The sequence below is a fragment of the Breoghania sp. L-A4 genome (genome assembly GCF_003432385.1).
Lineage (GTDB): Bacteria > Pseudomonadota > Alphaproteobacteria > Rhizobiales > Stappiaceae > Breoghania.
In genome coordinates this window covers 3,504,668-3,523,597 of sequence record NZ_CP031841.1, presented here as the reverse complement: position 1 = coordinate 3,523,597, position 18,930 = coordinate 3,504,668, and the positions used below count along the sequence as shown (strand labels likewise).

Annotated in this window: 15 protein-coding genes and 2 pseudogenes; 13 read left to right on the top strand and 4 right to left on the bottom strand. The window is 64.2% G+C overall.

What is annotated here, in order from left to right; all coding sequences use genetic code 11:
- Positions 1–223 precede the first annotated feature (223 nt).
- The 8 genes and pseudogenes from D1F64_RS16100 to D1F64_RS24725 form a co-directional block, all read left to right on the top strand.
- A complete protein-coding gene (locus tag D1F64_RS16100; protein ID WP_117413252.1) occupies positions 224–1,675 on the top strand; it encodes an aldehyde dehydrogenase in 1,452 nt (483 codons plus the stop codon).
- Between the two features lie 46 nt (positions 1,676–1,721).
- The gene (locus tag D1F64_RS16095) at positions 1,722–2,924 is read left to right on the top strand and encodes an amino acid ABC transporter substrate-binding protein (RefSeq protein WP_117413251.1); all 1,203 of its coding nucleotides are present in this window, start codon (positions 1,722–1,724) and stop codon (positions 2,922–2,924) included.
- A gap of 77 nt (positions 2,925–3,001) precedes the next feature.
- Positions 3,002–3,868, top strand: coding sequence for a branched-chain amino acid ABC transporter permease (locus D1F64_RS16090; protein ID WP_117413250.1), 867 nt, complete (start codon positions 3,002–3,004; stop codon positions 3,866–3,868).
- The gene (locus D1F64_RS16085) at positions 3,865–4,857 is read left to right on the top strand and encodes a branched-chain amino acid ABC transporter permease (RefSeq protein WP_248304485.1); all 993 of its coding nucleotides are present in this window, start codon (positions 3,865–3,867) and stop codon (positions 4,855–4,857) included. The genes D1F64_RS16090 and D1F64_RS16085 overlap by 4 nt, the downstream gene beginning before the upstream one ends.
- Positions 4,854–5,588 carry an ABC transporter ATP-binding protein gene (locus tag D1F64_RS16080; RefSeq protein ID WP_117413249.1) on the top strand — a complete coding sequence of 245 codons (735 nt, stop codon included), beginning with the start codon at positions 4,854–4,856 and terminating at the stop codon, positions 5,586–5,588. Before D1F64_RS16085 ends, D1F64_RS16080 begins: the two co-directional genes overlap by 4 nt.
- Complete coding sequence (locus tag D1F64_RS16075) at positions 5,581–6,636, top strand: ABC transporter ATP-binding protein (protein WP_117413248.1); 1,056 nt, start codon at positions 5,581–5,583, stop codon at positions 6,634–6,636. Before D1F64_RS16080 ends, D1F64_RS16075 begins: the two co-directional genes overlap by 8 nt.
- A gap of 36 nt (positions 6,637–6,672) precedes the next feature.
- Entirely contained in the window at positions 6,673–8,133 is a 1,461-nt protein-coding gene (locus D1F64_RS16070; protein WP_117413247.1) for an aldehyde dehydrogenase family protein, read from the top strand.
- Positions 8,134–8,713: 580 nt separating this feature from the next.
- Positions 8,714–8,854: pseudogene (locus tag D1F64_RS24725) on the top strand (BA14K family protein); the annotation flags it as partial.
- A gap of 30 nt (positions 8,855–8,884) precedes the next feature.
- On the opposite strand, the pseudogene pgi reads toward D1F64_RS24725, so the two are convergent.
- A pseudogene (gene pgi / locus D1F64_RS16060) lies at positions 8,885–10,509 on the bottom strand (glucose-6-phosphate isomerase).
- Positions 10,510–10,874: 365 nt separating this feature from the next.
- On the opposite strand from pgi, the gene D1F64_RS16055 reads away from it, so the two are divergent.
- Entirely contained in the window at positions 10,875–12,578 is a 1,704-nt protein-coding gene (locus D1F64_RS16055; RefSeq protein WP_162901608.1) for a long-chain fatty acid--CoA ligase, read from the top strand.
- A gap of 114 nt (positions 12,579–12,692) precedes the next feature.
- On the top strand, positions 12,693–13,607 hold the full coding sequence (locus tag D1F64_RS16050) for a helix-turn-helix transcriptional regulator (RefSeq protein WP_117413246.1): 915 nt from the start codon (positions 12,693–12,695) through the stop codon (positions 13,605–13,607).
- A gap of 15 nt (positions 13,608–13,622) precedes the next feature.
- On the opposite strand, the gene D1F64_RS16045 is transcribed toward D1F64_RS16050, so the two are convergent.
- Positions 13,623–14,618, bottom strand: a complete 996-nt coding sequence (locus D1F64_RS16045; protein ID WP_117413245.1) for a DMT family transporter — start codon at positions 14,616–14,618, stop codon at positions 13,623–13,625.
- Between the two features lie 169 nt (positions 14,619–14,787).
- Positions 14,788–14,940 (bottom strand): hypothetical protein, encoded by a 153-nt coding sequence (locus tag D1F64_RS23510; protein ID WP_162901607.1) that lies wholly within the window; start codon positions 14,938–14,940, stop codon positions 14,788–14,790.
- A gap of 210 nt (positions 14,941–15,150) precedes the next feature.
- Between D1F64_RS23510 and D1F64_RS16040 the strand changes: the two genes are divergently transcribed.
- The 3 genes from D1F64_RS16040 to D1F64_RS23895 all read left to right on the top strand — a co-directional run bounded on the left by D1F64_RS16040 (position 15,151) and on the right by D1F64_RS23895 (position 18,576).
- Positions 15,151–17,460 (top strand): xanthine dehydrogenase family protein molybdopterin-binding subunit, encoded by a 2,310-nt coding sequence (locus D1F64_RS16040; RefSeq protein WP_117413244.1) that lies wholly within the window; start codon positions 15,151–15,153, stop codon positions 17,458–17,460.
- A 136-nt stretch (positions 17,461–17,596) separates the two neighbouring features.
- Complete coding sequence (locus D1F64_RS16035; protein WP_205470504.1) at positions 17,597–18,406, top strand: DMT family transporter; 810 nt, start codon at positions 17,597–17,599, stop codon at positions 18,404–18,406.
- Positions 18,403–18,576 carry a hypothetical protein gene (locus D1F64_RS23895; RefSeq protein ID WP_205470503.1) on the top strand — a complete coding sequence of 58 codons (174 nt, stop codon included), beginning with the start codon at positions 18,403–18,405 and terminating at the stop codon, positions 18,574–18,576. Before D1F64_RS16035 ends, D1F64_RS23895 begins: the two co-directional genes overlap by 4 nt.
- Positions 18,577–18,591: 15 nt before the next feature.
- On the opposite strand, the gene D1F64_RS16030 is transcribed toward D1F64_RS23895, so the two are convergent.
- Positions 18,592–18,855: a hypothetical protein gene (locus D1F64_RS16030; protein WP_117413243.1), complete on the bottom strand. Its 264-nt coding sequence runs from the start codon at positions 18,853–18,855 to the stop codon at positions 18,592–18,594.
- Positions 18,856–18,930: the final 75 nt, after the last annotated feature.

The following is an 18,930-nucleotide window of genomic DNA, read 5'->3' as shown; positions in this document are numbered from 1 at the left end:
CGAAAAATCGGGGCAGGCTGCCCTTTGGGCATCATTATTGCGCCTGAAATATGCAGAATAAACCCATATTTTTGCATATCGCCGCATCCGCTTCCGAGATTTTATTTCATCCATGAGAACGCACGGCGACGCGCAATCGGCTTCCGACAGGCCGCGTATCGCCGAGGGAGAACCTGACCGGCTCCGCCGTATCAGGACGCGTTCCGCCAGGGAGGAGAAGAGGATGCTCGACGCGGCACTCCTCATACGCAACGAGTCCGTCGCGGCCAGCGGCGCGGCAACGTTCGATCGAATGGACCCGGTCACCCGTGGCGTCGCCACGCGTGCGGCTGCGGCCAGCGTCGAGGATGCCGTGCATGCAGCCAATGTGGCCGCGTCCGCATTTCCCGCGTGGTCTGGCATCGCGCCGGGCGAACGCCGCGAGATGCTCAACCGCGCGGCACAGGTTCTTCTCGACAAGACCGAGGAATTTGTCGCCGCGATCGTTTCGGAGACAGGTGGCACGCGCATCTGGGCGGAATTCAATTGCCGGATCGCCGCATCCCTGCTGCGCGAGGCCGGTGCCATGACCACGCAGATCACCGGCGAGGTCATCCCGTCCGAGCGGGCTGGTTCTTTCTCCATGGCCACGCGTCAGCCTTGCGGAGTGGTGCTGGGTATCGCGCCGTGGAATGCCCCTGTGATCCTGGGCGCACGTGCTGTCGCCATGCCGCTTGCCTGCGGCAACACCGTTGTTCTGAAGGCCTCCGAGCTGTGCCCGCGCACCCACGGTTTGATCGGCGAAGTGTTCCAGGAGGCCGGGTTTCCGGCGGGCACCGTTAATGTGGTCAGCAGCGCTCCGGAAGACGCGCCCCGGATCGTGGAAGCGCTGATCGCGCATGCGGCCGTGCGCCGGGTCAATTTCACCGGATCCACGCGGGTCGGCCGCATCGTTGCCGAAGTCGGCGCCCGCCACCTCAAGCGATGCCTTCTGGAGCTTGGCGGCAAGGCCCCGATGATCGTGCTCGACGATGCCGACCTCGAGGCGGCGGTGAACGCGGCCACCTTCGGGGCCTTCTTCCATCAGGGGCAGATCTGCATGTCGACCGAGCGCATCCTCGTCGACGAGTCGATTGCCGACGCGTTCCTCGAGCGCTTCCGGCTGCGGGCGGAGAGCCTGAAGGCGGGCGACCCGCGTGATCCCAAGGCCCGGCTCGGCGCGATGATCACCGAGCAGGCGGCGACCCGCGTCAAGGGATTGATCGATGACGCCGTGCACAAGGGCGCGCGTCTGGTCACGGGCGGAGGGCAGCACGATGTCTTCGTCGATGCGACCATCCTCGATGGAGTCACCTCGGCCATGCGCATCTATCACGAGGAATCCTTCGGCCCCGTGGCGTCCGTCATCCGGGTGGATGGCGTGGAGGAGGCGATCTCGATCGCCAACGACACCGAATACGGTCTGGCGGCCGCGGTCTTCGGACGCGATGTCGGTCGCGCGCTCGGCGTCGCCCAGCGCATTGAATCCGGCATCTGCCATATCAATGCCGCCACCATTCACGACGAACCGCAAATGCCGTTCGGCGGCGTCAAGGCATCCGGCTACGGCCGTTTCGGCGGCAAGGCCGGCATCGACGAATTCACCGAACTTCGGTGGATCAGCATCCAGACCGGAGAGCTGAAGTATCCGATCTGAATTCGCGACTTCGATAATCATAAAGCACTACCGAGGGAGGACTGACATGCATCGAAGAACAGCTCTGAAACTGGCCGCATCGGCCATTCTCGCGGGCGCCCTGTGCACCGGGGCGGCCTCGGCCGAGGACGTCATCAAGATCGGCGCCAGCGCCGCCAAGACCGGCCCGCTGGCCGGCGGCTCCACCGTCAGCCATTGGCCCAACATCCAGCTCTGGGTTCACAACGTGAACGAGAAGGGCGGCATCCAGGTCGGCGACAAGAAGATGAAGGTCGAACTGGTCGAATATGACGATCAGACCTCCGGCGCCACGGCGGTGAAGAATATCCAGCGCCTGGCGACCGTCGACAAGGTCGACTTCATCATCCCGCCGTATGGCACCGGGCTGGTGATCGCGACCGCGCCGATCTTCGCCAAATACGGCTACCCGATGGTGGCGGTGACGGCGATATCCGACAAGGTGGATGAGCTGGCGGCCAAGTGGCCAAACAGCTTCTGGACGCTCGGCACCTCGACGGCCTTCGCCGAAGCCGTCGCCGAAACGCTGACCAAGCTGCGCGACAAGGGCGACATCGGCAACAAGGTCGCCGTCGTCAATGTGGCCGACGCCTTCGGCATCGAGCTCGCCAACGCCGGCAAGCCGGCGCTCGAGAAGGCCGGCTTCGAGATCGTCTATGATACGTCCTATCCGCTCGGCACCCAGGATCTCGCACCCGTGATCAATGGCGCCAAGGCGGCCAATCCGGACGCTTTCGTGGCCTTTTCCTATCCGCCGGACACCTTCGCTCTGACCGGGCAGGCGCAGATTTCCGATCTTGACGTCAAGGCCTTCTACGTCGGTGTCGCCACGTCCTTCCCGGCATATGCCGGCAAGTTCGGCAAGGCGGCAGAGGGCGTGCTGGGTGCCGGTGGCGTCAACCCGGACACGCCGGAGATGCAGGCCTATATCGCCAAGCACACGGAAGTCACCGGCCAGGCGCCCGACTATTGGGCGAGTGCGGTGATGTACTCCTCGCTGCAGGTTCTGGAGCAGGCCATCGAGGCGGCAGGCAGCCTCGACAAGGCCGAGGTGATCAAGGCGATGACCGACGGGTCGTTCGACACCGTCATGGGCACCATGACGTTTGACAAGAACGTCAACCGCAAGTTCTGGACCATCGGCCAGTGGCAGGATGGCGTTTATTACGGCGTCGGCTCCACCGGTCTCGAGGGCGCAAAGGAGCCGGTCATCAAGACCGGCTGGAACTGATCGCTCTGCGAGAGCGTCGCATATCTGTCTCCCCGGTGCGGCATTGCCGCACCGGGATCTCTTCAAAGGCTTGAGTAATGGAAGTGCTTATCACCGGCGTGCTGCTGTCGGGCACCTATGCGCTGATCGCCATGGGTCTGACGCTGCAGTACGGCGTGTCGCGTATCATGAACCTGGCCACCGGCGAGACGCTTGTCGCCGCGTGTTTCGGCGCCTTCTGGTTCTACACGGCGCTCAACGTCAATCCCGTGCTCGGCGTCCTGCTGGTCGCCCCGCTGGCCTTCGTGCTGAACTGGGCCATCTACGCGCTGCTGCTGGAACCGCTGGTCAAGCGCGCCAAGAACCGCGGCCAGCTGGAAGTCGACAGCATTCTGTCGACTTTCGGACTGATGTTCCTGTTCCAGGGCTTCATGCTGCTGGGTTTCGGGGGTGAATACTTCAGCTACACGTTCCTTTCGACGGCCTTCGTCATCATGGATCATCCCTTCGGTCTCAACCGCGTCGTGGCCTTCGCCGCCGCCGTGGTGATCGCGGGCGTTCTGTATCTGTTTCTCAATCACACGCGCTATGGCACCGCCATTCGCGCGGTAGCCGTGGATCCGGTTTCCGCCGGCTTGGTCGCCATCGACGTGTCGCGCGCCTCGGCCTTCGCCTTCGCGCTTGGCGGCGCGCTCACGGCCGCCGCCGGCGTGCTGCTGTCGACCTTCTATACGTTCAACGCGTCCATGGGCGTCATCTTCACCATGAAGGCGCTGATCATCGTCATCATGGGCGGCGTGGGCGATGTGCGCGGTGCAGTCCTGGCTGCCCTGATCCTCGGATTGGCGGAGACCGCGGTCGCCACCTATCTCGACCCGGGCCTGACGCTGGCCGCCACCTATTTGCTGTTCGTCGTGACCTTGCTGTTCCGGCCTCAGGGCATTTTCGGAAGGGCTCCGTCATGATCACCATGAACGACACGGAAAAGCGGATCGGCCTGATTGCCGCGGCCGTGATCGCTGTGGTGGCCTGCCTGCCGCTGGCCGATGACGGCTACTATCTGTCGCTGGGCGTCAATATCGCCATGTACACCGCGCTGTGCACGGCGTGGACGCTGTTCTCCGGACCCACGCACTATATCTCGCTGGCCACGGCTGCCTTCTTCGGCATCGGCACCTATGCGGTGGGCCTGGGCATCGACGTGCTTCCGTTTCCGCTGCTGGTGCTGATCGGCGCGATCGTCAGCGCGGGCGTCGCCGGCCTCGTCGGCATCGCAACGCTGCGCTTGTCAGGCGTGTATTTCGTGATCTTCACGCTGGGACTGGCGGAGCTGATCCGTCAGCTGGTGACCTGGTGGCAGACGAATTTCACCTCCGGCGTCGGCCTCTATGTGTTCACCGATTTCACGGAAGCGCACATCTACTGGATGCTGCTCGCGCTGGCGGTGGTCGTCTACATCACCGGTTGGCTCGTCAACCGCTCGCGGCTCGGCTTCGCCATGCGCATCATCGGCAACGACGAGACCGTGGCCGGTCACGTCGGCATCGACACGGCGCGCGCCAAGGTGGCGCTGTTTGTGATCTCCGGCGCCTTCATCGGCATCGCCGGGGCGATCCTCGCGCCGCGTTTCGCCTATATCGAGCCGCCCGGTGCCTTCAATCCGATCCTGTCCTTCCAGGTGGTGATCATGGCGCTGCTTGGCGGCACCAATCGGCTGTGGGGTCCGATCGTCGGCGTCATTCCCTTCACCATCGTCTTCGATCTGGTTTCCGCCCAGTTCCCCAACCACACCAGCCTGCTGATGGGCGGCTGCTTCCTGCTGGTCGTCTACTTCATCCCCAACGGCATTCTGGGCCGTGTCGAGGGGCTGGTTCGGCGGCTGCGGCCCGCGCGTCGCAAGGCCGATGTGCCGGCGGCTGCTTCCGAGGCTTCCCATGCGGAGGGGCCGGCATGACGCGCGCACCCGTTCTCTCCGTTGTCGAGGCTCACAAGGCCTTCGGCGGCATCACTGCCATCAATCGCGTCAGCTTCGACGTGCGGCATGGAGAGCTGCTTGGTCTTATCGGACCCAATGGCTCCGGCAAGACCACGATGCTCAATCTCGTCTCCGGCGCGCTGAAGCCCACAAGCGGTTCGATCGCGCTGGACGGTGTGACCATCTCCGGTCAGCCGGCGCACAGGATCGCGCGCCGCGGCGTTGCGCGCACCTTCCAGCTGGTGCGGATCCTGCCCAGCCTGAATGCGCTGGAGAATGTCATTGCCGGCGGTGTCTTCGGCCACGTCCGCATCTGGGGCGAGGACGCGCGCGAGGCGGCGCACGCGCTGCTTGAGCGCGTGGGACTAGCTGGCCACGCCGATACCCCGACCTCGGCGATGACCTATATTGACCAGAAGCGTCTGGAACTGGCGCGCGCGCTGGCGTCTGATCCGCGCATCCTGCTGCTCGACGAGTGGCTGGCGGGGCTCAATCCGAGCGAATTGAAGATCGGCATAAAGCTGATCAACGAGCTGCGTTCGGAAGGCCGAACGATCATCATGGTCGAGCACGTGATGGATGCCATCCGCAGCCTGTGCGACCGCTGCGTGGTGATGAGCTCGGGGCGCAAGATCGCCGACGGGTCGGTGCATGACGTTCTCTCCGATCCGGAGGTGATCCGCGCCTATCTGGGAGATTCGGATGCTTGAGGCTCACAACCTGACCGTCTCCTATGGTCCTCACCGGGCGCTGGAAAATGTGTCCGTCGCGGTCGGCAAGGGGGAGATCTGCGTCATTCTCGGTGCCAACGGCGCGGGTAAGACGACCTTGCTCAAAGCATTGGCGGGGCTGGTGAGCGCGGGGCCGGCCTCACGCTGGTCCATTGGCGGGCGTTCGCTGGCCGGGATGAAGCCGCATGACATCGTCGAGAAGGGCATCGCGCTGGTGCCCGAGGGCCGCGGCATTTTCGGCGATCTGACGGTGGCCGAGAACCTGCAGCTCGGCGCCTATGGCCGCCGGGCCCGGTCGCACGAGAACGCCAATCTGGAGCGAGTTCTGGCGCTGTTTCCGAAACTCGCGGAACGGCGCGCTCAGATCGCTCGCACCATGAGCGGCGGTGAGCAGCAGATGGTGGCGATCGGCCGGGCGCTGATGTCCAATCCCGATATCCTGATGCTGGACGAGCCGTCGCTCGGCCTGTCTCCGCTCCTGTGCGTCGATTTGTTCAAGTCGCTCAAGACGGTCGGCGAGACCGGCGTCGGAATTCTGCTGGTGGAGCAGAACGCCAAGCAGAGCCTGGCGATTTCGGATCGGGGCTACCTGCTGGAAAATGGCGCGATTATTGGTGAGGATACGGCATCCGCGCTGGCGGCCGATCCCGCGGTACAACGGGCCTATCTCGGAGATGCGGGCAAACGGGTGACGCGGGCAAGCATCGTGTCGCCCACTGGCGCCATCGACCTGCCGGACCCGCTGCTCCTGCCGAGCGACCCCCACGCCCTGTCCGAAGAGGCGGCCGTCCTGGCCATCCGGGCAGGGGAGATCCACAGCGCCTATATCGCGACTCGGCGCAAGGATCTCGCGCGGCCGAGCGGCTTTTCCACATCCGTGACCCCAGGGCTCGGAAGCGTCGCCGACATGGCCAGGCGGGCCTCGGAAATCCAGATGGCGCACATACGCGCCCGGCGGGCAGCAAGGGAGGTGGGCTCTGCTCGGCCTGATCCTTCGAAAACGCCCAGAGACGACATCAACAACTGAGTCCAACAATTCGCTCATCCAATGAGGGAGACTGAAATGGCACGAGTTCTGGAAGGCATGTACATCGGCGGCGGCTGGTCGAATGCGGCCAAAACCTTCGACGATCTCAATCCGTCTGACGGTTCCGTCTGGGCGCGGGTGCCGGACGCGGGGCGCGAAGACGCGCGTCAGGCGATCGAGGCGGCGCAGGCGGCGTTCGCGGAGTGGTCCGCGCTGCCCTATACCGAACGCTCCCACTACATGTTGAAGGTCGCGGAGATCTTCGAAAAGCGGCAGATGGACATTGTCGAGGCGCTCCAGGGCGAGGGCGGCGGCTGGTTCGGCAAGGGCATGTTCGAGACCGGCTACGTTCCGGAAATCTTCCATGCGGCGGCGGCGGCCAACTACACGGCCATTGGCGAGGTGCTGCCGTCCGAGCATGGCAAGGTCTCGATGGCGGTGCGCCGGGCCATGGGCGTTGTCACCGTCATCAGCCCGTGGAACTTTCCCATCCTGCTGACCGCGCGCGGGATCGCGTTTGCCCTTGCCGCCGGCAACACCGTGGTGCTGAAGCCTTCCGAGGAGACGCCCTATACCGGCGGCCTGCTGTTTGCGGAGATCTTCGAGGAAGCCGGCGTGCCCAAGGGCGTGCTCAACGTGGTCACCTGCTCGCGTGACAATGTGGCGGCGGTCGGCGACGAGCTGATTGAGAACCCGTATGTCAAAGGCATCTCGTTCACGGGCTCGACGGCGATCGGGCGCCAGATCGCGGCGAAGGCCGGCGCGCATCTGAAGAAGTGCTGCGTCGAACTGGGCGGCAAGGACAGTCTGATCGTGTGTGATGACGCTGAGATGGAGCGCGCGACCCAGGCCGCGAACTTCGGCTCCTTCATGCACCAGGGCCAGATCTGCATGTCGGTTGAGAAGGTGCTCGTGCACGAGAAGATCTTCGATGAATTTCTCGAGAAATTCGTGGCCCGCGCTGCCAAGCTGAAGGTCGGCGACCCCGGCAAGGACAAGGGCAACATCATCGGCCCGCTGATCAACGACAAGCAGGTGGGCAAGGTCCGCGAGCAGCTTGAGGACGCCATCGCCAAGGGCGCCAAGGTGGTGCTCGGCGGCGGCATTAATGGCCGTTTCGTCGAACCGACGATCCTTACCGGCGTGACGCCGGAGATGAAGCTCTACCAGGAAGAGACCTTTGGCCCGGTCGTGCCGGTGATCCCGTTCGCGACCGATGCGGAAGCAATCGCCATTGCCAACGACACCGAGTACGGGCTGTCCGCCGGCGTCATGACGCAGGACGAGCAGCGGGGGCTTGCCATCGTCAACCGGCTGGAGACGGGCAATTGCCACGTCAACTGCTCCTCGGTCAACGATGAGCCGAATGTGCCTTTCGGTGGTGTCAAGGCCTCGGGACTGGGCAAGCACGGCGGCCGCTGGTCGACGGAGACCTTCACCGAGACACGCTGGATTACCCTGGAGCGCGGCGGACGTCCGTTCCCGCCGATGTTCTGAGCGCGTTCAGTGCGATTGTGATGCAAGGCCCGGTGCGGGTTCTCCGCACCGGGCCTTTCCATTCCGCGGCGAGCGCGTGCGATCCGGGTTGCGCGGAAACCGCAATTGTGTGGCGCAGGTCACTGCTTTTGCTGCATTTGCGGCATATCAAGGTGTTATAATCAATTATCGACTGATCATCAGTCAAATGGATTGGCTTCGAAAAATCAGGTTCAAACACTGGGTGGACGTCATGAGCTATCGATTGGTACGGAATTTCGGAATTGCGGCGGTCTCGCTGGCGAGCGTGATGGCGTTTATGCCGCAGGATGCAGCCGCGCAGTCGCGGCGGTATTGCGACAACTACGCGCGCGACTATGCCAATGCCCGCAATGACACTGGCCGCAACGTCGTCGGCGGCGCTGTTGGCGGCGCTGTCGTCGGCGGTATTATCGGCAGCGTGACCGGCAGCTGGGGCCGGGGCGCGGCCATCGGCAGCGGTGTTGGAGCCGCGGCCGGCATCGGCAAGTCGTCGGTCGGCTGGGATCGCGATTACCGGCGCGCCTACAACCGTTGCATGCGTGGCGAAGTGCGCGCGCAGCGGCCGGCGCCGGTTCGTTCTCGCGGCCTCGAGCCGTGGAGCCCGGCATGGTATGACTACTGCTCCAGAAAGTACCGCTCGTTTAACCCGGACACGGGCTACTTCACGACCTATGGCGGCAAAAAGCGCTTCTGCCGCTAAGCCGCTCGGCGATGCTGGCGCGCGATCCCGTCACCGCGTCGCGCGGATCCGGGCCAGCAATCCCGCGGTCGAAGAGTTGGCGCCGGCGAGTTCCGTCTCGCCGGTGACCGCCGGAAGCAGCGTCCCCGCCAATTCCTTGCCCAGTTCCACGCCCCACTGGTCGAAGGAATTGATGCCCCAGATCGCGCCTTCCACGAAGGTGCGATGTTCGTAGAGCGCCAGCAGGCGGCCGAGCATCTCGGGTGTCAGCTGCGGATAGAGCAGGGTCGTTGAGGGACGGTTTCCCGGAAATGTCTTGTGCGGCGCGAGGCGGGAGGCCTCTGCTTCGTTATGGCCAGCGGCGATCAGTTGTGCGTGGGCCTCGGCCTCGGTGCGGCCGGTCATCAGCGCCTCGCTCTGCGCCAGACAGTTGGCCGCGAGCATGGCATGGTGGTGGGCGAGATGCGGCTCATGCCCGCATGCGGCGATGAGGAAATCGCACGGGACCGCCTGCGTTCCCTGGTGCAGTGTCTGGTAGAAGGCATGCTGACCATTGGTCCCCGGCTCGCCCCACAGCACCGGTGATGTGTCGCCATCGACGGGAGATCCGTCCGCCTTCACCCGCTTGCCGTTGCTCTCCATGTCGAGCTGCTGCAGGTACGCCGGCAGGCGCGCCAGCCGCTGGTCGTAGGGCAGGACCGCGCGGCTTCCGAACGCCCAGAAGTTCCGGTACCAGACGCCGATCAGACCCATCAGCATCGGCATGTTTTGCTCAATCGGCGCCTCACGGAAATGCGTGTCCATGGCATGTGCGCCGCCGAGCATCTCCGCGAAATGCTTCGCGCCGACGGCGATCATCAGCGGCAGTCCGATGGCCGACCAAAGCGAATAACGGCCGCCGACCCAGTCCCAGAAGCCGAAGACGTGATCGGGGTGAATGCCGAAGGCATCGACCTTCTCAAGCGCCGTCGACACGGCGGCGAAATGCTTCGGCACCGCCTGTTCGCCCAACGCATCCACGATCCAGAGACGCGCGGTCGCGGCGTTGGTCATGGTTTCCGTGGTGGTGAATGTCTTGGAGGCAACGATGATCAGCGTGCCGCGCGGATCGAGATCCTTCAACGTGTCGCTGATGTGCGCGCCGTCGACGTTGGAGACGAAATGAACGCGTGGTCCGTCGTGATAGGGCGCGAGCGCGGCGGTCGCCATGGCGGGGCCGAGGTCGGAGCCGCCGATGCCGATGTTGACCACATCCGTGAAACGCGCGTCCGTGTGCGAGCGCACGGTGGCGTCGCGCACCGCTTCGGAAAACGCCCGCATCCGTCGCAGCACCGCCTCGATCTGCGGCATGACGTCGATGCCGTCGAGCAGAACCGGCGTTGCGGCCGTGTTGCGCAAGGCGGTGTGCAGCGCCGCGCGTCCTTCGGTCCGGTTGACGATCGCGCCTGAAAGCATCGCGTCGCGGGTTTGTTCCACGCCGCGCGCACGGGCGAGTTCTGTCAGCAATGCCAGCGTCTTCGGGGTGATCAGGTTTTTCGAGAAATCGGCCAGCAGCCCCCGGCCTCCACCGACAGCGTGTCGAAACGCGCCGGGTCCCCGGCAAACAGACTCCGGAGGCTGAGATCCCGAAGTTCCTCCTGATGCCGTATCAGGGCCTGCCAGCTCGAATCCGTCATTTCCAGCCGCTTCCTTCTGTTCGTCTCGGGGCGAACACTAACGCGACATCGGCAAAACGTGCAGTGGATTCTCGCGTCAACGTCCTGGCGACCGTATCGACGGCGGCGCTGGCTGCCGTAACGATATGGCGGCGTTTCGCGCTTTTGCGTTCTTCGCGAGTTGACGTTTGCGGTTGGAGTGGCACATTTGGAAGCGGCGGTCCGAAGAGGCCGCCGGCAAAACAACAGACCCCACCTTGTTCCATGATCAGGTGCGGGAGGAAATGTCCATGCGGCGCCCGGCGCATCGGTTCCAGCGGCCATCAAGGCTGCGCGATACGGTGCACCGGCTCCGACATATGATCGTGCTGCGGGAGGGTGGCGCTATGGCTCACACACAGGCTCACAATGATGCAGGGACGCCGGCGAGCGGTTCGGCTGTTTCCGGCGGCGCGCTCGCGTTCAATGCCCGGTCGATGGTTCACTATTGGGACGAGGTCGTGCGTCGGTTCGGTGAGCGCCCGGCGGTGGATTTCCTCGGCAAGGGCTGGAGCTACGGCGAGATGGGCGAGGCCGTGGACCGGGCGGCGGCCGGGTTCCGCGCGATGGGTGTCGCTCGGGGCGTGCGCGTGGGGCTGTGTCTGCCCAATACGCCGTATTTTGTGGTCTGCTACTTCGCGGTCCTGAAGGCCGGCGGCACGGTGGTGAATTTCAATCCGCTCTACGTTGAGCGCGAACTGGCGTTCCAGGCGCGTGACTCCCAGACCCGGATCATGGTGACGCTTGATCTGAAGGTTATCTACGACAAGGTCGAAGCGGTTCGCAGGGACGGTTTGCTGGATCGCATCGTCGTGTGCTCGATGGCCGATATCCTGCCGCAGCCGAAAAAGCTGCTGTTCACGCTGTTCAAGGCTAAGGAGCTGGCCAAGGTGCCGGACGATCACGGCCATGTTTCCTACGCGGACATGATTGGGAAAGCGCCACCGCCGCCGTTCGAAGCCGCGCCCTGCGATCCCCACACCGACGTCGCGGTCATCCAGTATACCGGCGGCACCACGGGCGTGCCCAAGGGCGCGTTGCTCAGTCACGCCAATCTCTCGGCCAACATCGAGCAGATGCTCTGCGTGTTCCGCGACGCGCAGCCGGGCCGGGAACGCATGCTCTGCGTGCTGCCGTTTTTCCATGTCTTCGCCATGACGGTTGCGCAGAACCTGTCGGTGGCGCTGGGCGCGGAAATGGTTCTGATGCCGCGCTTTGAGCTGACGATGCTGCTCAAGGCCATCAAGCGCAAGCGCGTGACGCTGTTCCCCGGCGTGCCGACCATTTACACCGCTATCAACAACTCGCCGAAAACCCGCTCCTACGACCTGACGTCGATCGGCATGTGCCTGTCGGGCGGCGCGGCGCTTCCCGTCGAGGTGAAGACGCAGTTCGAGAGCCTGACCGGGTGCACCCTCGTGGAGGGTTACGGGCTGACCGAGGCCTCCCCCGTCGTGACCTGCAATCCGCTTGACGAGCCCCCGCGCGCCGGCTCCATCGGCAAGCCGGTGGCTTGGACGGAGACCGAGTTCCGTGATCTCGACGATCTGTCCAAGCTCGTGCCGGCCGGGGAGAAGGGCGAGCTCTGCGTGCGCGGACCCCAGGTCATGCTGGGTTACTGGCAACAACCCGAGGAGACCGCGCGCGCCATCGAGGACGGATTCCTACACACCGGCGACGTCGGTTACGTGGATGAAGACGGCTACATTCATCTCGTCGACCGGATCAAGGATCTGATCATCTGCTCGGGCTACAATGTTTACCCGCGGGTGATCGAGGAAGCGATCTATGAGAACGAGGCGGTGGAAGAGGTGATCGTGATCGCGATCCCCGACAGCTATCGGGGCCAGGCGCCAAAGGCCTTCGTCAAGCTGAAGCAGGGCGCGGAACTGAGCGCCGACGATCTAAAGGCCTTTCTCAAGGATCATCTCTCGACCATCGAAATGCCGCGCGAGATCGAATTCCGCAAGGAGCTCCCCAAGACGCTGGTGGGCAAGCTGTCGAAGAAGGAACTGGTCGAGGAAGAGGCCGCCAAGCGGCAGGGCGCGTGAGACTGTCAGGAGCAGTGCGCTTGCGTGTGCGGCGGATCGCAGGCTATCGCTGGTAACATGTAACCGTCTCGCGGTTTCGCGTTCCCTGGTTCGTTTCTCACAAGTCTGGTGCCCATGTCCCAGTTGCAGCCGATATCGCCTTCGTTGCCGCTCTATCTCACGACCCGTGAATTGGCCGATCTGCTGCGCGTCAAGGAACGCAAGGTCTATGACCTGGTCGCCACCGGCGACGTGCCGCACTCGCGCGCGACCGGGAAGCTGCTGTTTCCACGCGAAGCGGTGCTGGCGTGGATCGAGCATGCTGGCAGCGGCACGCAGGGCTTTGCTGAGGACCTGCCCAATGTGGTTCTCGGAAGTCACGACCCTCTTCTGGAATGGGCGCTGCGCGAATCCGGGTCCGGGCTGGCGTCGCTGTTTGACGGCAGTTTCGACGGGCTCGAGCGGCTTGCGGAGCGCGACGGCGTCGCTGCGGGCGTGCATATCCCGGAAGATGCGCCTGAGTCCGGGGGAGAGACGGGCTGGAACGTTTCAACCGTGGCGGAGCGCTTCGGATACCGGCCGGTGGCGCTGGTGGAATGGGCGTGGCGCGAACGCGGGCTGATCGTCGCCAGGGGTAATCCTGTGGGACTGGAAGGGGTTGCTGATCTTCGCCGTGCTCGGGTCGTCCAACGGCAGCCGAAGGCGGGCAGTCAGAAACTCCTGGAACGCCTGCTGGCCTCGGCCGGCCATGACGCGGGCCCTTCAAGCGGGGTAGTGGCGCGCGATGAACGCGACGCGGCGCTTGCGGTTCTCGACGGGCGCGGCGACGCGGCCCTGGGCCTGGCCGCAGTGGCGCATCAGTTCCAGCTCGATTTCGTACCCCTCTGCCGTGAACGCTACGATCTTCTGGTCTGGCGGAAGGCCTGGTTCGAACCGCCGATGCAGCGGCTGTTCGACTTCTGTCGTACGCCCGCTTTCGCCGCGATGGCCGAGAGCCTCGGCGGTTATGACGTCTCGGGCCTCGGTCGGGTGCATTTCAATGGGCTTTGAGGCGTTGGTGCGCGATCAGTTCGAATAGCCACGACCGTCGGGAGCCCGGACGAGCGCCTGTTTGCGGCGCGCCTCGCGGTGCACGGTGTACAGTGAGGCGACAATAATGATGGCCGCGCCGATGAGCGTGTGGATGCCGGGCCACTGGGCGAAGAACACCCCGCCGATCAGCGTTGCGTAGAGCAGGCGGGTGTAGTCGAGCGAGGTGATGGCCGTCGCCTCGCCGACGCGGAAAGCCTGGATGTTGCACATTTGCGCGCCCCAGGAAATCACACCGATCAACAGCAGATAGCCGGCGTCCTCCCAGGTGGGTGTCACCCAGTAGTAGGCGGCGGGCAGGGCCATCACCAGACCGACGCCGACCGCCTGATAGGTGAGGATGGTCACCGGCTTGTCGGTCCGCGACATCAGCCGGATCAGGATCATCACCAGACCCGCGCAGGCCGCGCCGCCCACGGCCATCAGACCATAGAGGCTCGTGGCCGCGTCGCCCGATGGATTGAGCATGATCAGCACACCGATGAAGCCGACGATCGTCGCGCCCCAGCGGTGCAGGCCGACTACTTCCTTCAGGAAGATGATGGCGAACACGGTGACGAAGAAGCTCTTGGCGAAGGAAATCGCCGTGGCGTCGGCCAGGGGCAGCTTGATGATCGCGGTGAAGCCAAGCAGCATCGCGGTTGTCGCCAGCACGACACGCAAGCCATGCAATTCAAGGCGCGGTGTGTGCAGCGATTGCGGGAACGAGCGAAGGATCGTCGGTGCCACCACCAGCGTCATGACGATCTGGCGCGTGAGCAGGATCTCGGTCACGTGGATGCGCTGACCCACCAGCTTGATGAAGGCGGTCATGATCGTGAACTGGAAGGCCGCGAGCAGGATCCACATGCTGCCGCGCGCATTGTCGGGCAGTGTCGCCCACCAGTTGAGGTAGCGCTGGTGTGAGGCATTGCGGGCGGGCGTGGGAGCCACGGCTGCGTCGGGCGCCGACGAGGGATCTTTTTCGGTCATGAATTCGGGCACCTGGCTCAGCGGAAGTCCACGCTCGGGGGGCGGGCGAGGAAACACTGGGCGATCTCGACGGAACGGATCATGAGGTCCCGATTCCCTAGCGCGCATATGGGATGCAGCGGGATACAGGATGAACCGGCGGCATGCGCCGCTCCCGGAGCATAGCGCATTATATTCTCCCGACCAGACGCGCGGCCGCATTTTCCTGCAAGGGCTGCCCGGTTGAAAACTTTTTTGCTGACCGGATGGCCATATGGCGATCAGTCTGCAAACTGTTTATGGTTACGGGCAGATCGCCGATTTCCATGCCGGTTTCGCGCATGCTTTGCGCCGTATTGCGCGTCCTCGCGGATGCGAACATTCTGACCCGGGCGCTTGTCCTCCAGGTGCTTGGGCCGGGCGGATTGCCGCCGCCGAGAGACATCGCCCCAGGGCTCCGGCTCTGGCATTCTGTATTCAAACACCTCCATGCGCTCAGGCGAATCCGTCCGAACGCTTCCGGATCCAGTGCAATTCAAGAGGCATTACTCGTATGAACCAACCGGTACCCGCGAAATTCGGAGTCGGCGCGCCGGTGCGCCGCAAGGAAGATCCCGCCTTCATCACCGGGCACGGGAACTATGTGGGCGACGTCGCGCCCGAGGGCGCGCTGATCGGCTACATGCTGCGTTCGCCCGTGCCGCATGCGACCTTCAAGATCGTCGACAAGCAGGCGGCGGTGGACGCCGAGGGCGTGCATCTGGTGCTCACCGCCGACGACATCACCGATCTCGGCCTGATGCCGACCATGGCCGTGATGCCGCAGGTGGATGGCACCATGCACAATGTGCCGCCGCATGAGGTGCTGTGTTCGGACACCGTGCGCTTCGTCGGCGATGCGATTGCCTTCATCGTCGCGGACAGCCTGAATGCCGCCAAGTCCGCTGGCGAGCTGATCGAGATCGACTACGAGACCCTGCCGGTGGTGGTCGAGACCGGTCATGCGCTTGACGAGGGCGCGACGCTTGTCTGGCCGGACACGGGCACCAACCAGGCGTTCGAACTCGGCCAGGGCGACAAGGACAAGGCGGATGCGGCCTTTGCCAGGGCGACCAAATTCAGCGCCATCGACATCGTCAACAATCGTCTGGTCTCAAACTATCTCGACACGCGCGGCTGCGTCGCCGAATTCGACACGGACAGCGAGCGCTACACGCTGACGGTCGGAACCCAGGGCGGGCACAGCGTGCGCGACATCGTTGCGGGCAAGATCCTGAAGATCGAGCCGGCGCAGATGCGGGTGGTCACGCCGGATGTGGGTGGCGGCTTCGGCACCAAGATGTTCGTCTACCCCGAGTATCCGCTGGTCTGTGTGGCCGCCAGGCGGCTCGGCAAGCCCGTCAAATGGATCGGCGAGCGCATGGACCATTTCGTGTCCGACGCACACGGCCGTGACAACGTCACCCATGCCGAACTGGCGATGGACGATGACGGCAAGATCCTCGGCATGCGGGTGGATCTGATCGCCAACATGGGCGCCTATCTGCATCAGTTCGGCCCCTATATTCCGTTTGTCGGCACGTCGATGACCAGCGGGCTCTACGACATTCCGGCGGTGCATGTGCGTATCCGCGGCGTGTTCACCAACACGGTGCCGGTGGACGCCTATCGCGGCGCGGGGCGGCCCGAGGCCGCCTATCTGATCGACCGGCTGATGGACAAGGCGGCACTCGATCTGGGCGTCACGACGCATGAGCTGCGGGCCCGCAACTTCATCCCGTCGGACGCGCTGCCCTACACCACGCAGACTGGCCGCATGTATGACACGGGCGACTTCGCCGGTCATATGACCCAGGCGATGAAGGTCGCCGACTGGGCGGGCTTTGATGGCCGCGTGAAGGAAGCCGCCGGACGCGGCAAATATCGCGGCATCGGCATGTCGACCTATATCGAGGCCTGCGCCTTCGCGGGCTCCGAGGAGGCAAACCTGCTGCTCAGCGGCGACGGCACCGTCAGCCTGATGATCGGCACCCAATCCAACGGCCAGGGCCATGCCACGGCCTACGGCCAGTTGGTGGCGGAGTATCTCGGCATCGATCTCGAGCACATCGAGGTGATCCAGGGGGACACGGACCGGGTGCGCACCGGCGGCGGCACGGGCGGCTCCCGCTCGATCCCCATCGGTCTGCCCTCTGTCAATGAAGCCAGCAAGACGCTGGTGGAGCAGATCAAGAAGCTGGCCGCCGAAAAGCTGGAAGCGGGAACCGCGGATCTGGAGCTGGTTGACGGCGCGGTTCGCGTGGTGGGCACGGATCAGGCCGTCACGCTTGCCGAGATTGCCTCCACGGCCCCTGATCCGGAGATGCTGAAGGCGCGCGGCAAGGTCAAGCAGGACGAAAACACCTATCCGAACGGCACCCACATCTGCGAGGTGGAGATCGACCCGGAACTCGGCACCACCGAGGTTATCGCTTACACGATTGTCGATGATTTCGGCGTCACCGTGAATCCGATGCTGCTGGAAGGGCAGGTGCACGGCGGCGTGGCGCAGGCCATCGGCCAGGCACTGCTGGAACGCACGGTCTACGACGCGGACGGGCAATTGCTCACCGCCTCGTTCCTCGACTACACGATGCCGCGCGCGCAGGACCTGCCGGATTTCCACTTCGAGACGCGCAACATTCCCTCGACCACCAACGCCATGGGCATCAAGGGCGCCGGCGAGGCGGGCACCATCGGCGGCTGCGGCGCGGTGATGAACGCCGTGGGTGATGCGCTTCGGCGCGGCGCGGGCGTCACGCACATCGACATGCCGGCAACGCCGGCGCGGGTGTGGGAAGCGATCCAGGCGGCCAAGGCCTGATCCGGCTTGGTTGAACGTTCAGACGCCGCGCGGAAGACCCGTGCGGCGTCATGTCTTCTTCGGGGCAGTGGCGCTTCGTTCTCGAAATATCAATGTCTGGGGCGGACAAGGGGATTGCCTCCGATAAGGAAAATCCATGTCCGCTTCTTTCGATGCATCGGAAATCGGCCAGACTGAACAGCGGCCGCTGGCCGGCATCACGCTGAAAATCCTCTCCACCATCGTCTTCGTCATCATGGCGGCCATGGTGAAGCAGTTGAGCGGCGACGTGCCCACGGGCGAGATCGTCTTCGCGCGCAATTTCGCCGGCATGGTTCCCGTTCTCGTGTGGATGATGTGGCAGAGACGGTTGCTTTCGTCGATCAGGACAACCCGGCCCTTCGGGCACTTCTTCCGCTCCTTCATCGGCGTTACCGCCATGACGCTGAATTTCGCGGCGCTTGCCTATATCCCGCTGCCGGACGCCACCGCGATCAGCTACGCCGCGCCGCTGATGACGGTGGTGCTGGCGGTCTTCGTCCTAGGCGAGGTGGTGGGCATTTATCGCTGGAGCGCCGTCGGCGTCGGCTTCTTCGGCGTTCTGATCATCCTTTATCCGCATCTCGGCACGACCGACATGCATGGCGACACCGCATTCGGAGCCTTGCTCGCCTTCATCGGCACCATTTTCATGGCGCTGGCGGCGATCATCGTGCGCAAGCTGATCCTCACCGAACGATCCGCCACCATTGTGCTGTGGTTTTCGGGGTCGTCCTCCGTCATGGCGCTGATGACGCTTCCGATCGGCTGGGCCTGGCCGTCGTGGGCCTGGGTGATGCCCGACCCGCAGCAATGGGTGTTGCTGGTCGCCACCGGCCTGGTCGGGGGGTGGGGCAGATTTTCCTCACCCAGAGCTATCGCAACGCCGACGCCTCGACGATCGCGCCCTTCGACTACACGACGATGATCTGGGCGACGGCCGTCGGCTGGCTGGTGTTTTCCGAAGTTCCGGGGCCATGGGTCGTCGGCGGCGCCACGCTGGTGATTGCGGCGGGCCTGTTCGTCATCTTCCGCGAGCATCGCCTCGGCATCGACCGCACCCGCGCCAGGCGCGCGCAGACGCCGTCCAAGGCGTGACGAGGTCAGGACCGCTTATCGTGCTTTGAGAAGGCGCTGCCACAGCGTGCCGCCGAGGTACTTTCTGCCGATCCAGAAATAAGCGACGATCAAAGCGAACATGACTAGCGCCGGCATTCCGTTCAGCTTGAAACCATCATCGGTCGTGTCACCGGATACACGCGCGACGCTGTAGCCGATGACAAAGAATGCCGTCAGGAAATCGAGGATAGCGGCGAGAATGATCCGCCAATGCGCGATCGCCCGTGTGCTGTTCGGTGTAGAGATGTCGTCTTTCATCGTGCGCCCCCCTAGCCATAGTCCATCGCCGATCATGCGCGATGACACGGATCGTGTCCTTGGAAAATTGTCGCC

Coding starts and splice junctions, on each gene's coding strand:
- D1F64_RS16040 (WP_117413244.1), top strand. CDS start 15,151: ATGAACCAACCGGTACCCGCGAAATTCGGAGTCGGCGCGCCGGTGCGC.
- D1F64_RS16045 (WP_117413245.1), bottom strand. CDS start 14,618: ATGACCGAAAAAGATCCCTCGTCGGCGCCCGACGCAGCCGTGGCTCCC.
- D1F64_RS16050 (WP_117413246.1), top strand. CDS start 12,693: ATGTCCCAGTTGCAGCCGATATCGCCTTCGTTGCCGCTCTATCTCACG.
- D1F64_RS16035 (WP_205470504.1), top strand. CDS start 17,597: ATGTCCGCTTCTTTCGATGCATCGGAAATCGGCCAGACTGAACAGCGG.
- D1F64_RS16090 (WP_117413250.1), top strand. CDS start 3,002: ATGGAAGTGCTTATCACCGGCGTGCTGCTGTCGGGCACCTATGCGCTG.
- D1F64_RS16085 (WP_248304485.1), top strand. CDS start 3,865: ATGATCACCATGAACGACACGGAAAAGCGGATCGGCCTGATTGCCGCG.
- D1F64_RS23895 (WP_205470503.1), top strand. CDS start 18,403: ATGATCTGGGCGACGGCCGTCGGCTGGCTGGTGTTTTCCGAAGTTCCG.
- D1F64_RS16030 (WP_117413243.1), bottom strand. CDS start 18,855: ATGAAAGACGACATCTCTACACCGAACAGCACACGGGCGATCGCGCAT.
- D1F64_RS16070 (WP_117413247.1), top strand. CDS start 6,673: ATGGCACGAGTTCTGGAAGGCATGTACATCGGCGGCGGCTGGTCGAAT.
- D1F64_RS16055 (WP_162901608.1), top strand. CDS start 10,875: ATGGCTCACACACAGGCTCACAATGATGCAGGGACGCCGGCGAGCGGT.
- D1F64_RS16100 (WP_117413252.1), top strand. CDS start 224: ATGCTCGACGCGGCACTCCTCATACGCAACGAGTCCGTCGCGGCCAGC.
- D1F64_RS16075 (WP_117413248.1), top strand. CDS start 5,581: ATGCTTGAGGCTCACAACCTGACCGTCTCCTATGGTCCTCACCGGGCG.
- D1F64_RS16095 (WP_117413251.1), top strand. CDS start 1,722: ATGCATCGAAGAACAGCTCTGAAACTGGCCGCATCGGCCATTCTCGCG.
- D1F64_RS23510 (WP_162901607.1), bottom strand. CDS start 14,940: ATGCGCGAAACCGGCATGGAAATCGGCGATCTGCCCGTAACCATAAAC.
- D1F64_RS16080 (WP_117413249.1), top strand. CDS start 4,854: ATGACGCGCGCACCCGTTCTCTCCGTTGTCGAGGCTCACAAGGCCTTC.